We start from the raw sequence: 12,309 nt of genomic DNA, 5'->3' as shown, positions 1-12,309 counted from the left end.
TTCCTTCGCCCGCGCGGCCCGGCGAAGCCGCCCTTGTGCATGCCGTGCGGGCCGTTGAGGTTCACGCCGTGTACGCGGCGTGAGTACCGTTCTGGTGTCGAGCCTGAACGGAGCCAGGAGCCCGCCATGTCGCACGAGTTGGAAGAGCAAGAGGCCATCGGACGTCGGATCAAGCGGCGTCGTCTCGCTCTCGGGATGCCGCAAGCTGATCTAGGCGCAGCGATCGGAAAGACGCAAGGGTGGGTGTCGAAGGTCGAGGGGGGGCGGATCGAGCTAGACCGGACCGGCCTGATCAACGCGATTGCCAGCGCGCTGCACTGCCACCCCAACGACCTGATCGGACGCCCATACACCGGCACTGTCGAAGAAAACCAGTGGCAGACATCCGCCTCTTCTATCCTGCGGGAGCTCCGTCGCTACGACCTGACCCCGGTTTTCGACGGCACTCCCAGGCCGTCTGCTGACCTGTGGCAGGAGACCGTACGGCTCTACAGGCTGCGGGACGCAGCCGCCAACACGGCGATCATCCGCAGCCTGCCCGACCTGTTCCGCGAAGCCCGGACCCTCGCCGAAGTCTCCGCCGGCCGCGAACGGGAGGAAGCATTCGCCGTCTACGCCGTGCTGTGCAAGTTCGCCCACACTGCCGGACACGCCCTCGGGCATGCCGAACTCATCGCTATGTCGTGCGAGCGGGCAGTGTGGTCGGCGCAGCTGTCCGGCGATCCGCTGATGCCGTCGGTGGCCAACTGGATGCGCGTGTGGGACATGTGGGCCACGGCGGACTGGGAGGATGCCGTCACCCTCTCCGACAGGGCTCTGGAGGTGGTTCAGGACGCCTACGACCGAGGCGATCCCCTGGCCCTGAGGGTGTGGGGCTCGGGGCAGCTTCGGGCTGCGGTCAGCGCTGCCCGTGCCGGGCGTATGGAAGAGACCGAAGACCGGATTCGTCACGCGAGGGAGGCCGGCGCGCGGCTGGACGCCTACACCGGGCCGCAGCCCTTTGATCGGTACTCGTTGAACTTCTCCAGTGGGAACGTACAGATCCACGCGATCTCGGTAGCGCTGGAGATGCACGACCAGACGACGGCCATCAGGCTTGAACGGCGTAGCGAGCCGGGGCAGATCGATGGGCTGCCGAACTCCCGCCGGGGGCACCATCACATGGACATGGCTCGTGCGTGGATGTGGGACGGCAACCGGGAGAAGGCCCTTGCTCAGTTGCGGAAGGCGGAGGGGCTGGCGCCGCAGCTCATCCGTAACCACCCCATCGCCAGGGCGACGCTGCGTCAGATCGTCTACGCCGAGCGGGAGTCGACACGCGAGCAGTTGCGGGGGATGTCGAACCGTTTTCACCTGGATGACCAGGAGCTATTCCGCTGATTCATATTGGGGGGTGATGGCGTCCTTACCGTCTGTTGCATGACGGACGGACGACGCACCCCCCAAGACCGTTTGCGACGCCGAGAGTTGGCCGATGCGGCTGCCGGGTGGGAGCCCAAACGCGGTGATCTCGCCTATGACACTGGGAAGGGCTGTACCGGTGTCGTAGTTGCTCTGCCAAAGGACACCGGCACCACGGTCTACAGCCTGCGCCCGGACGGCGGCGGAGACGGCTGGAGCGCCCCTTTGGGCCGTCTCAAGAAGAGCTGTGAAGACGACGGGCTGAGCGCGGACGAGGCGGCCATGCCTCCCGACGGCTTTCCGCCGACGTCAGGTGGTACGGCATGAACACCGTCGACTCGCTCGGCCATGAGCGGGACCCCCGTATCGGGAGGCGGGTCCGCGACATCGCCTCGAAGGGCGAAGGGGAGCTGACCGCAATCGTCCGCATGAAGGTCTCCGGCAACGGAGACGAGCCCATGTACGCACGGCTCGCCTACATCAAGGCCGCGAACGGCATCGAATGGTCCACCGCTCCGGACAACATCGAGGTGCTGCGGTGAGCGGCGCCCACGCCAAGCCGTCACGGGAGGGTGGCTTAGGCGTCTTCCTCCTCTTGGCGGCGCTCGGTGCGCTGCCTCCGGCCCTGATTCTGACCCCGCGAGTGATCGCCACGCCCGTGGCACCGGCCGGGATCGAACGGCCGGACGCCGCTCCCGAAGAGTCCCCTGTGGTAGTTGGCAGAGAGCTCGGGGCTCCCTGATCTCCACCCTCAAACTCCCGCCGGGTGCTCGCGGCGGGACCGGCCCGGACAGCGTCCCCCGCGCCAGCCGGGCCACCTGGGCCGCCCGCCCCTGCCTCTGACGGGCGGCCCACCTCCAGCTCCTGCCGGAGCCTCCGGCAGACACCGACCAGATGGGGGAGGACATGAGCCACCCTGTGTCACCGAACACCGTGCTCGCGAACGCGCTCACCTGCGCCGAGGACGTCCTTGCGCCGCGCATCCACGCGACATCGCCCGAGCGGGTCGTGTTCGCAGTCGGAACGCAGATCAACGGCGCCCCGCACCTGGGGACCTCCCTGGTCCAGTCCCTCACGTTCGCTACCGCGGCTCGATGCCGCGACCGCTACGGCATCCCCGCCGAAGTTCACTTCGGCGCGCTCGACAACGCGCCCGCTGCCATCGTCACCGACCCCGCCAGCGGTCACCGCTACCAGCGCGCCTACGCGCAGACCCTCGGGGCCGCAGCCGTCGCCCAGCTCGTGGACGACCTGTACCGGCCCCTGTTCAGCGCCTTGTCCGAACGGCTGAACGTCCCCTACCGGGTGGAGACCTACACCGAGCAGCAGATCGGCGAGCACTTCCGGCGGACCTGGCTGCGGGTGCTGCCACGCCTGGACGGCGCCCGCTGGTGGCTGGCCCCCTCGACCGGCCTTCCCCACGTGCGGGTGCCCTGCCCGGCGTCTGGCTGCGGCTGGGCAGAGAAACACGCCGAGCGCACCCGTGTGCATCCCGCTGGTGTCGAGCGGGCCGAGGTCGATGCGGTCTGTCTGCACCATGGCCCCTACACGGTTTCCGTTGAGCCAACCGGCGGCGGGTACCTCGACCTCGCCACCCTCTACCGCAACTTGGTCAAGGAGCTTGCTGTCGGAGGCGACCCAAGCACCTTGTACGTGATGGTCAAGGGCGGTGACTGGGTGTTCGGCTCGCAGCTCGTCGACGGCGCCTTACAAGGCGTCGGCCTCACCCGCGGCCAGCTCCCGGCCAGGCTGTTCTGTCCCCAGGTCGTCACCGACACCGGTGCGAAGCTCTCCAAGTCCCTCATCCGGGAAGGCCGGGCGCCGTTGCCCGACGGGGCCGCGCCCTGGATGCTCGACACCCGCCACTGGCACGGATCGTTGACCGAGTATGCCGAGCGGTTGCTGGACCTGGCTGAGGTCCTACTCTCGAACCCCCGGCACTTCTTCCGCTCGTACTCGGCCGTTGAACTCGGCCGCCTCATGAACCGCACCAGAGCTAGGAGCGCTCCCGCCCCATGACGGAAACCGCCGCCCGCGTCCACGACCTCAATCTCTACCGCCAGTACTTCGACCTCGTCGCCTCCGGACGCAAGACGATCGAGGTACGCGTGAAGCACCCGCACCTATCCGATCTTGCTGCCGGGGACATCATCCGGTTCCGCATCAAGAACACCGACGAGGTGTACACCGTGCTCGTCAAGCGGGTCACCGAATACGCGGACTTCGAGGCCCTTCTCGACGGCGAGGGGCCGGCGAACGTCAATCCGACCGCTACGCGGGACGAGCAGCTGACCAATATCCGCAGCATCTACGGGCCGGAGAAGGAGGCACTGGGCGCGCTCGCTATCCAGATCGAACGGCGCCCCGCTCCCTGACCGGTTCCGTCTACCCCGAACGCTCCGCCCCCGGTTCTGGCCAGACAACCGGCCGAGGGCGGAGCCATCACCGCACCATCCGACGAAGGGAGTACACGGTGACCATCACACAAGAGCACACGGTGCCGCAGGAGGTGAAGAGTGCCCGCGGCCTCATCACCCGTAAGGAGTTCCTCGCCGTCGCCGGGACGGTCCAGCGGAACAACCCGGGCATGGCCGGGAACGTCGCGGAGGCAATCACGGAGGAGGCGCTGAAGTTCGAAGCGGCGTGTGCCCACGCACCTCGGGCTCGTCTGCGCCCGTCGCGAGTGGTAGATGAGGGCTGGCATGCGCTGATCCTGAACACCCGCGTCAAGGAGCGCTTGGCGGCCCGGCTGGGCCTGTTCGTGCACCACGTGCCGGAGCCCCCGGACCCATCCCGTCATGACCCCGAGGCGCTGACTCGGACTCAGACGGCGATCCGCGCCGCCGGGTTCGAGCCGGTACCCGCGATGTGGGGTCCGCCCACGGGCGGCACGATCCTGGTAGCAGCGGACTGTGAGCACAGCGAGCCGGGTGGCGAGGGCACCTGTAGCGGAGACTGCTCGAACACCGGCCCCAACTGACGGCCTCTGGTGGGCATTTCTTAGTAGTCGTACGGTCGTTGCAGGAGTGGAGGCGATCGCATGAACGAGTGGAGTAGCCCGCAGCACGCTGCTGCGGTGGCGGCCTACCAGGCACAGCGGGATGCGGGTGGGCATGTGGTGCCGCCGCGAAGCAAGTGGCGTGCCCGGCGGCATCGGTGCTCGGGTGGTGTGGTGGTCGTCGATCAGGCGACCGGCACGCCGTACACGCTGCCCTGCACCTGCCCCAGCCGCCCCGAGCAGTAGCCCGCAGCACACAACGGCGTCCGACCCCACCGGGGGCGGGCGCCGTCGTCGTACACCCCAAGGGAGAGTGTGGATGCGCTGCCGGTTCTGCGGTGCGCTGGCCGAGCGGCGCCAGACCGAGCTGTGGTGGTGCACCAACCCGGAGTGCAACGCGGTACGCGCGGACGCCGGTTTCTGGGTGCGCCTCGGCCTACGAGCCCGGTCTGGAGAGCCCTTGCACGGTGACGAAGGCCCCGCCGAATGAGGCGAATTCGGAGGGTGGTCGCAACACGTGGTCGGCTGTTGAGTGAGGCAGACCCTTGGAGTGAGTGCGAGGTCGATTACGAGTCCGGGGCCGGCCAGCTCTCCATGCTGCCGCCCCTCCACTCGACCAACTCCGAGTCACTGAGGTCTATGTCGTCGGGGTCGAGACCTGCCTGCCGGAGGAACTCAACGACGTCGGAGAACCTGTAGGCGACCCCGTAACGTTCACCGCGGATTGTCACCAGGCGGCCCTTGGCCCCGGGCGGGTGGACGACGACGGGTGGGCGGTCCATAGGTCCAGAGTGAGGCTCAGACCGTTCTAACGCATGTCGGGAAACTCCCAAAGGGCTCTCGGTGTCTCCTAGGGGGTGCTTTTTATAGCTGCGGGTACTCGAAGCCTAAAGTACCCATAGACTTGGCTCATGGCACAGAAAATCGTCACTATCTACACCGATGACCTCACGGGCGAAGAGTCCACTGAGGCAGCTACACACCAGATCGTCATTGACGGCGTGGCTTACGAGGTCGACCTTGGCCCCGACAGCTACGACAAGCTCATGGAGGCCGTGAGTCCCTTCCTCAAGGCTGGTCGACGCGTCCGCGGCAGCCGTGGAAAGCCTTCCCCTTCCCATCAGGCCGGCGGCAAAAAGGACACCGCCGCCATCCGTGCGTGGGCCAAGGAGGCCGGCTACGAGGTCAGCAATCGCGGCAGGGTGCCCGGCGAAGTCCGCGAGGCGTACGCCAAGGCCCACTGACACCAGCTAAGAACAACTCTAAGAAGCTCATGAGTAGGCCCCCTCTTCCGGGAGGGGGCTTTCTGTTGTCGGAGGGCAGCTCCAAGGGCTTGTCCGGGGATGTATAACCGCCCTAACAAGAGATGTACGTGTTAGGGGGCAATTTGGTGACGCCAAGTCCTCGAAGTATGGCTCATCTCGCCTTTAACGAGTTAATTCATTCATTCATGGACGTTGAATGGGGCGCTCGTCCAACGACCAGAGTCTCCAGGAGTGAGGTCTCCTGGAGACTCTGAGCCACTCGTCGCAGGGTGATCAAGGGTCCTTCCCCGCGAGCGGGTTGGTGTCGTCACTTGGGGAATTCGATTCCCACCTTCTTAAGGATTGGATCAAAGGTGGCACGCAAGGACTTGCAGCGAGCTGCATATTCGTTATCGGCCGGATAACGCCCTTTTCTCCTGACTTCTCCCACCCACTCGACTTCTGCATCAAGTTTCTCTCCGAGAGTGTTCTGATCCTCTCGGCTGAGCTTCTTAACTCGCTCGTCTTGATTTACCTCGCCAGTGAGCCAATGGAAATATAGTCTGTAGTCCCGGTACCCTTCGCCGTTAGCTACGGTGTCGGGAAGATCTCTTTCCATTGCTTCAAGCGCTGTCCTGAATCCTCCAAGATTCACGATGAAGTCACTTCTCTCAGTCGCGCGGGATGACATCTTCCAAGTCCTTTCCGCCGCTACCTGCGGCATGCCTGCGAAGGTCAGACGCAGGTCATGATGTCAGCGGATACGAACTGATCCCAGCATTACTCCACCAGTCGTCGTGTTGTGGCCGGTAGGGGTTCTTCCAGCACACCCACCCCCCGGCCCACCAAAGTACGAGCCGAGCCCCACAAGTGGGGTCTCCTGGGGGCTCGTTGCGGCATCGCTTGACTGGAGTACACCCCCCTCCCGTCTAGCTGGTAGCTGACACGCAAACCTGCTGGCAATGGATAGAGGTATAGAGACCCCCGCACAGGTTATGTAGGTGTGATCGGACGCAACCGGCGATGCCGATCCGTGGAATAGTGGCACAGTTCACTCGAATAATTCATTCCTTCAGGGCGAAGCACGTACCATCTCGCCCAAAAATGAGGCCACGGGGCCTCTAGGGCATCTCAGCCGGCCTTTCGGGGGCCAAGAAGAGTCTTTCTCCACTCTCCGACCGTCAGGCCGGCAGGTAATCGCAGGGGAAGTTCATACCCGTACACGACTTAAGGAAGGCGCCCCCGGTGGGTCCTCTTTGAATGAATGATGGCATTACCCCCGTCTACGTGTGAGATGGATCACGCGATTGATTCATTCATCCGGACTCCCTGAGGGAAGCCGGGCAGCGAGCGCCGAACCATTCACTCGGTAGCGGTGAGTGAATTAATCGAGATTTACATATACGCGGAGTGAGATTCCCTGGGATTTCAGGTGACGGTAATCACCCGGATACCTATTGACTCGACCACTTGAGCCATGCAACGCGCGTCTTCCTTTGAATCAAGAGCTGGGGTGTCGTGAAGTCGCCAACAACATAAAAGTTGATGTGCGAGGTGAATCCGCGTAATGTTCTGGGTGTCGAAACAACCGCCCCACAGAGCCACCCGGAGTACCACCCGCTGAGCGGGGATGCGGAAACGAGGGTCAGGCGTACGGGATCAGGGATTGCGACAGGAACGGCTGATAGGGCCGAACCCAAACCGACATGCACTAGTGATGAGTGCCTATGTGAGTCCGTCTCAGGGCGATAGGCAGACCAGCTAGGAACAGACCATACGTCTCGCCCTTCCAAACCAGGGAGGGTTGCACCCACAAAGGCCCGAAGCATCACCCACACCTAACGGTGTCAGGCGCTAGACGGAGTACCGGGAGTGGAGAGAGAACCGAGAGCGGGAAATGACCGGCCCGTAATGGATAGGTCACAGAATGCAGGGCAACACCGTACGTCCGGCACTCAGCACCAAGCCTTGAGCGACGGCGCAAAGAGTGGCCTCAAGTATGTGAGCCCGTCGCCCCGGCCCCGGTGGGGGGCCTGTCAGTTCGACTCTGGCCCGGGGCTCTACGGCGCCCGTGAGGCGTCTATCGCTAACCAAAAAGTTGATGTGCGATGCGATTGAGGTAGATCCAATGACCACTTTGACCCTTGCCGAGCAGTGCCACGCGATCATCCGTGACGGTGGCCTCACCTTCTCCCCTTTCTCTCCTGCCCCCACCTGCGGATACATGGTCAGCATCGCGGGAAGCGAGCGAACCATTCCGCTGGACGACTTCGGCCCCGGAAGTCTTTCTGCATACATGGCCGATTACTTGGCCGGTGTTGCTGGGCGGGGCCTCTTTTTCGGTGCGTGGGTTGATGAGGGATTGGTGTATCTCGACCTCTCCATGAATGTCATGGATCGGGCCGAAGCGGAGTCAATGGGGCGCCTCGAATCCCAGCTCGCCATATTCGATGTAGTCAATGGTGACGTTATTTCTCTCTAGCGTTGAACTGCTTTGGTCTGGCCGGTGCCCTGGTACTGGCCTTTCCATGGCTGGTCACCGCGACCAGACGTAGAGAAAGGTATTGGTGTGCCCCAGTTCGCCCGCACCCTCGTGACGACACGCAGCGTCCGAACCCTTTGCCAGTGCGGTGAAGGCGTGGCAATCGAATGCAGCCCGGATGACTCCATCGCTTTTGCTCTGGGCCTCACCGATAGGCCCACGGAATCTGTGGCGCGGGCCGCGCTCGCCATATGGGAAGCCACACACGAATGCCCGCCGACCGTGGATGACCTCATGGCCGCTTTGGGCCTGGGCTGAAAGGACCCTAAATGTATGTCGCGCACATCGGACCAGCCTGGCACAGGCGGTTCAGCACGTACCGCGAGGCGGTCACCTATGCCGCGAGCTACGGACTCCCTCCTGCGTTCGTAGAACTGAATCTTTGGAAAAACAGGTACACCCGCTAAAAGACCTTTGACTTAGCGCTGGCGTGCTTTAGTCGCTCCCTGCCAGCAGTAGGGGGCGGCCATGGCCCGTCAAAGCAAGGCGGCCAGAAATTCAATGGAAAGGAATTAGAGATGCCCGAGTTCGCAGACCTTCCCGCCAATGAGAGGGATTTTGTGCTCGCTGAGTGGGCGCTGGATGCTCTGGACGCGTACGCCCTGAACATGGGAAATACCTCTGATTGGGTGGAGGACTGCGACGCCGACCAGGTAGGCGAATCCGATCTGATGGCAACAGGGGCCGATTTGGTCGACGCGCTTATGAGGCTGGCTCGACTGAATGGGGTCGACCCGCAAGCGATGATTGATAAGGGCGTCGCATACCACTTGGCCAGTGCGACAGATGAGAACGAGGAAATAGCCGCAGCCGAGGATGACGAAACAGTCTCTCTCTTGTGCGATCGCGGTATCGCCGACATTGAGAATTTCTTGAAGGGATAGCTCAGATGGCGGAAGTAACAACGTCTATCGATGGCCTCTATATACGACAATGCACCAATCCTAGTCACTACAAATGCCGGTCGTATACCTTCACCTTTGACGTTCCGGAAGATCCGGCACAGGGGCAATGGACGATTGTGACATCTGGTGTCGAAGCCTGCGCCGCTTACGTCAAGGCTCATCGCTTCATGTATGCCCACTGTGTGGATGAGGGCGAAATCATCCGCCTCACGAACCAAGAAATAGGAGAGCCTGGACAGACCTCTCTCTATAGCTGGAACGATGCACGAGACTGCACCTTTGAAGTGGAGACACCTTGAATACCGCACCTGAAAAAATGCAGGCTGCTCAGTCGTTTGTCGACGAGTGGGCTTGCCTCGCTTCCACGCTTGTCGATGACTACGAATGCCACATGACGTGCTCTGAAGCGGAAGCCCTCGCTGCACTTTTCCGCGCATTCGGTGACACCTTCACAGCCGAAGAGGTAATGCGCGCACATTCGGAAAAGGATGACGAGGACGATGAACCTCACGGAGTGAATATCGTGGACGGCGAGGAAGCGGAGTGATTCCTGAAGTCCTGTGCGAGATCTGTAAGGAGATAAGCGGAACTCCGCTCGATATGTGGGAAGAAGATCTGCACGGCCCGCTGACTTACAACAGCGCGGGCGAAGCGATCGGCGGAATCTGCACTCCGTGTCACGTTCACGATATCGGCGACTGGGAACCGGACGCCTGCACCTGCGTGGATTGCGAAATGAAGAGACAAACGCACTGACCTGCTTTACCTGGGGCCGCCCAAGTCTCCCTTGGGCGGCCCTTTGTATGGCTTGTCAGACCGTGACAGATCAGCGAGAAGGAAGAATCGTGAGTCGAGACCCATATGAATCCGGGCCGGATATGCGGCACGTCATCAACCGCACAGTCTTTACGTGGACCCGTCCCGCACAGATAGCCATTTGGTTCCCATGGCAGCCGAAGTACGGCAACCCAATCCGCCCGCTCTTCTCCGCCGTGTACTCGAAAGACGTAGGACACGGTGACTGGTTCACGTTCGAGACGCAACAGGAGTTCGCGGATTTCTGCGAGGCGTACGGGTCTGAGCGGCCTTATCTCATTGAGGACCCCAAGACTGACACTGCGGAGGAGTAACGCAATGCCCAAGATCACCATTCGTGCCGGACAGTGGGAAGAGGACCGAAGCAGGATTCGGGTCCGCATCTGGTGCGAGAGCGAGACAGAGCCCTTCGTGGACATCCTCCTAGATGAGTGGCGCCAGCATCTCTACCGGGAGATGCCTGCCATGACCCTCTGGTTCATCGCGGAAGAGAACGGCGTCGTTAAGCCTCCGAGGATCTTCCGTAAGGACTACCACAACGACTACAACTCGTTCCTTTATGACCTCGTCGGGGAGTGCGAAGGATGAGCCAGATGTGGGTCATGGCACTTGGGGAACGGGACCCCCACGGCCTCCCTAACTACGTAGAAGACATGCACCCCTTGGCCGCTCGGGCCTCCGTCGTAGTCGACGACTTCGCGGACCTCTTCCCGATTTTCAAGGGCTGGCGCGAGGCCTACGGGGACGACATCGCTACGTACGCCATGAGCTTCGGGGAGGGGGAGGACTGGCAGTCGAAGTGGACGGAGTACGGCCCACCGTTCCGCCTCGACCACATTCCCGGCGGCTGGATACAGATCAGACCGGACACCGATGCCGAACCCAAGGGCCGGGCCCCGAGCGCACCGACCCTCGATGACGGCACGGCCCCCGCCGCCGAAGGGGTGTAGCGATGGGCAAGGGCTCGACCAAAAGCGAGGTACGGCACTTCCAGACGCTCAATGACGGGCGCATTGGGTGCTGGGTCTCCGGCTGCGGCCAACCCGCCACGCGCTGGATCGATATGGAGCGTTACGGGATCCGGCGCTGGCTCAGTACCGCGTACTGCGACAACCACGGTGACGGGGAATTCAACGACTCACACCACGTGCACCGCGAACGACGAATCAAGGAGGACACCAAGTGACCGACTGGCACGCAGACTTCGACCCCGAGACGGGAGCACTCGGGATCTATCGATCCGATCACCCGCACCCCGTGCACTCGTGGACCAACCGCGAGAACGAGCTGCACGCGGTGCGCACGCTGCGGCTCTGGAGCTGGGAGAACAAGACGAAGGCCTTCGAGGTCGGCCCGCTCTGGGAGTTGCGCAGGGATGGCCACTACGTCGCCACTGTCTGGCCCGTCACCCTCATCATGGAGCCGCGCTCATGAGCATGATGCAGCGGTACATGGATGACGTCGCAACGGTGCGTGGGCAGGCAGCTGGGGCAGCCTCGTGGGGCCAGCCGGTTGCCCGTGTGGCTGCCGTGACGAAGGCCTTCAGGGCATGCGGTGAGCTGGCCGACAAGTACCACCACCCCCAGATGGTCGCCGAGTTGCTGGTGCATGAGGTCGCCCAGACGTACATCACCTCTCGATGCTTGCTCCGAGAGGCGGTCGCAGCCTGATGAGGAAGACGCTCAAGTCCGGTCTTCAAGTCAACCCGCTCGGTCGCTGCGCTGATTCGTTCTGCCCCGAGCACGCGGCTGTGGTCGTGACGTTCCAGTCTCGCTATTCGACTGCTCCAGAGAACCCCGTGGGGTACTGCGCTCACCATGTCGACGTGCGCTTCGTAGATGACGACACGTACGACAAGCGGCATTGGGTCGGCAGGTCGCACGTCTTCCCGCGCAGCTCTTACGAGATTCGTGAGCCCAACGAGGTGGAGTCGGCAGAGCTTGCCTGGGAGCGGGGCGCCGAGGAGCGATGGCGGGCTGAGGGCCGGGTCGGCGAGTACCGGCGGATAGCCGAGCTGCACGCTGCGGCCGATGTCGACGGGGTGTTCGTCGATGGCTGGACAGCGGCGGCCTGCGTGGCTCTGCACGACAACCTGAGTGAGCGGAACCGGGCCCGCTGGCTCGACATGCCGACCACCATGCAGTGCCACGTAGCCATCGAGCTGACTATGGGGGGCAAATGAGCAGCGGAAAGACCTACGCCTACCACTGGGCTCTGGTCGAATGGCCCGACGGGAAGGGCCAACAGCACGTCCAGGTGGTCAGGACCACCAAGGGCCGGGATGCAGCCAGCGAGGCGGCGTGGACGTGGGCGCACAAGCACCTCGCACCGGGTGCCCTTCGTCAGGCGAACGTCCGCTACCTCGGCCGGTCCGACACTCGAACCCGCTACTGAATCAAGGGA

The 12,309-nt window shown here is 63.0% G+C and carries 22 protein-coding genes; 20 read left to right on the top strand and 2 right to left on the bottom strand.

Going from position 1 to position 12,309, the window contains the following annotated elements; genetic code table 11:
* Nucleotides 1-126 precede the first annotated feature (126 nt).
* The 7 genes from AB0L75_RS16440 to AB0L75_RS16410 all read left to right on the top strand — a co-directional run bounded on the left by AB0L75_RS16440 (nucleotide 127) and on the right by AB0L75_RS16410 (nucleotide 4,889).
* A complete protein-coding gene (locus tag AB0L75_RS16440) occupies nucleotides 127-1,380 on the top strand; it encodes a helix-turn-helix transcriptional regulator (protein WP_365181318.1) in 1,254 nt (417 codons plus the stop codon).
* Between the two features lie 344 nt (nucleotides 1,381-1,724).
* Nucleotides 1,725-1,943, top strand: coding sequence for a hypothetical protein (locus tag AB0L75_RS16435; RefSeq protein WP_365181316.1), 219 nt, complete (start codon nucleotides 1,725-1,727; stop codon nucleotides 1,941-1,943).
* A gap of 364 nt (nucleotides 1,944-2,307) precedes the next feature.
* Nucleotides 2,308-3,420: a hypothetical protein gene (locus tag AB0L75_RS16430; RefSeq protein WP_365181314.1), complete on the top strand. Its 1,113-nt coding sequence runs from the start codon at nucleotides 2,308-2,310 to the stop codon at nucleotides 3,418-3,420.
* Entirely contained in the window at nucleotides 3,417-3,776 is a 360-nt protein-coding gene (locus AB0L75_RS16425; RefSeq protein ID WP_365181312.1) for an ASCH domain-containing protein, read from the top strand. The genes AB0L75_RS16430 and AB0L75_RS16425 overlap by 4 nt, the downstream gene beginning before the upstream one ends.
* A gap of 98 nt (nucleotides 3,777-3,874) precedes the next feature.
* Nucleotides 3,875-4,381: a hypothetical protein gene (locus AB0L75_RS16420; protein WP_365181310.1), complete on the top strand. Its 507-nt coding sequence runs from the start codon at nucleotides 3,875-3,877 to the stop codon at nucleotides 4,379-4,381.
* Between the two features lie 60 nt (nucleotides 4,382-4,441).
* A complete protein-coding gene (locus tag AB0L75_RS16415; protein WP_365181308.1) occupies nucleotides 4,442-4,645 on the top strand; it encodes a hypothetical protein in 204 nt (67 codons plus the stop codon).
* Nucleotides 4,646-4,718: 73 nt separating this feature from the next.
* A complete protein-coding gene (locus tag AB0L75_RS16410; RefSeq protein ID WP_365181306.1) occupies nucleotides 4,719-4,889 on the top strand; it encodes a hypothetical protein in 171 nt (56 codons plus the stop codon).
* Between the two features lie 76 nt (nucleotides 4,890-4,965).
* Here AB0L75_RS16410 and AB0L75_RS16405 read toward each other — a convergent pair whose 3' ends face one another.
* Nucleotides 4,966-5,181, bottom strand: a complete 216-nt coding sequence (locus tag AB0L75_RS16405; protein WP_365181304.1) for a hypothetical protein — start codon at nucleotides 5,179-5,181, stop codon at nucleotides 4,966-4,968.
* Between the two features lie 129 nt (nucleotides 5,182-5,310).
* Between AB0L75_RS16405 and AB0L75_RS16400 the strand changes: the two genes are divergently transcribed.
* The gene (locus AB0L75_RS16400; RefSeq protein ID WP_365181302.1) at nucleotides 5,311-5,643 is read left to right on the top strand and encodes an Lsr2 family protein; all 333 of its coding nucleotides are present in this window, start codon (nucleotides 5,311-5,313) and stop codon (nucleotides 5,641-5,643) included.
* 328 nt (nucleotides 5,644-5,971) lie between these two features.
* Here AB0L75_RS16400 and AB0L75_RS16395 read toward each other — a convergent pair whose 3' ends face one another.
* Nucleotides 5,972-6,367, bottom strand: a complete 396-nt coding sequence (locus tag AB0L75_RS16395; RefSeq protein ID WP_365181301.1) for a hypothetical protein — start codon at nucleotides 6,365-6,367, stop codon at nucleotides 5,972-5,974.
* Between the two features lie 1,404 nt (nucleotides 6,368-7,771).
* On the opposite strand from AB0L75_RS16395, the gene AB0L75_RS16390 reads away from it, so the two are divergent.
* From AB0L75_RS16390 to AB0L75_RS16335, 12 genes are all read left to right on the top strand, one after another.
* Entirely contained in the window at nucleotides 7,772-8,125 is a 354-nt protein-coding gene (locus tag AB0L75_RS16390; protein WP_365181299.1) for a hypothetical protein, read from the top strand.
* Between the two features lie 578 nt (nucleotides 8,126-8,703).
* The gene (locus AB0L75_RS16385) at nucleotides 8,704-9,069 is read left to right on the top strand and encodes a hypothetical protein (protein ID WP_365181297.1); all 366 of its coding nucleotides are present in this window, start codon (nucleotides 8,704-8,706) and stop codon (nucleotides 9,067-9,069) included.
* 5 nt (nucleotides 9,070-9,074) lie between these two features.
* Nucleotides 9,075-9,389: a hypothetical protein gene (locus AB0L75_RS16380; protein WP_365181296.1), complete on the top strand. Its 315-nt coding sequence runs from the start codon at nucleotides 9,075-9,077 to the stop codon at nucleotides 9,387-9,389.
* Nucleotides 9,386-9,637, top strand: a complete 252-nt coding sequence (locus AB0L75_RS16375) for a hypothetical protein (RefSeq protein WP_365181294.1) — start codon at nucleotides 9,386-9,388, stop codon at nucleotides 9,635-9,637. Before AB0L75_RS16380 ends, AB0L75_RS16375 begins: the two co-directional genes overlap by 4 nt.
* Nucleotides 9,634-9,846, top strand: coding sequence for a hypothetical protein (locus AB0L75_RS16370; RefSeq protein ID WP_365181292.1), 213 nt, complete (start codon nucleotides 9,634-9,636; stop codon nucleotides 9,844-9,846). Before AB0L75_RS16375 ends, AB0L75_RS16370 begins: the two co-directional genes overlap by 4 nt.
* 378 nt (nucleotides 9,847-10,224) lie before the next feature.
* Entirely contained in the window at nucleotides 10,225-10,494 is a 270-nt protein-coding gene (locus tag AB0L75_RS16365) for a hypothetical protein (RefSeq protein ID WP_365181290.1), read from the top strand.
* A 65-nt stretch (nucleotides 10,495-10,559) separates the two neighbouring features.
* Nucleotides 10,560-10,856 (top strand): hypothetical protein, encoded by a 297-nt coding sequence (locus AB0L75_RS16360; protein WP_365181289.1) that lies wholly within the window; start codon nucleotides 10,560-10,562, stop codon nucleotides 10,854-10,856.
* Nucleotides 10,857-10,858: 2 nt separating this feature from the next.
* On the top strand, nucleotides 10,859-11,092 hold the full coding sequence (locus AB0L75_RS16355) for a hypothetical protein (protein ID WP_365181287.1): 234 nt from the start codon (nucleotides 10,859-10,861) through the stop codon (nucleotides 11,090-11,092).
* Nucleotides 11,089-11,340 (top strand): hypothetical protein, encoded by a 252-nt coding sequence (locus AB0L75_RS16350; protein ID WP_365181285.1) that lies wholly within the window; start codon nucleotides 11,089-11,091, stop codon nucleotides 11,338-11,340. The genes AB0L75_RS16355 and AB0L75_RS16350 overlap by 4 nt, the downstream gene beginning before the upstream one ends.
* Nucleotides 11,337-11,576 (top strand): hypothetical protein, encoded by a 240-nt coding sequence (locus AB0L75_RS16345; protein WP_365181284.1) that lies wholly within the window; start codon nucleotides 11,337-11,339, stop codon nucleotides 11,574-11,576. Before AB0L75_RS16350 ends, AB0L75_RS16345 begins: the two co-directional genes overlap by 4 nt.
* Nucleotides 11,576-12,088: a hypothetical protein gene (locus AB0L75_RS16340; protein WP_365181282.1), complete on the top strand. Its 513-nt coding sequence runs from the start codon at nucleotides 11,576-11,578 to the stop codon at nucleotides 12,086-12,088. Before AB0L75_RS16345 ends, AB0L75_RS16340 begins: the two co-directional genes overlap by 1 nt.
* Nucleotides 12,085-12,300, top strand: coding sequence for a hypothetical protein (locus AB0L75_RS16335; protein ID WP_365181280.1), 216 nt, complete (start codon nucleotides 12,085-12,087; stop codon nucleotides 12,298-12,300). The genes AB0L75_RS16340 and AB0L75_RS16335 overlap by 4 nt, the downstream gene beginning before the upstream one ends.
* Nucleotides 12,301-12,309 lie beyond the last annotated feature (9 nt).

Origin of the sequence: Streptomyces sp. NPDC052101, assembly GCF_040680235.1 — a bacterium.
Lineage (GTDB): Bacteria > Actinomycetota > Actinomycetes > Streptomycetales > Streptomycetaceae > Streptomyces.
This window is presented reverse-complemented; position numbering and strand designations above follow the sequence as displayed.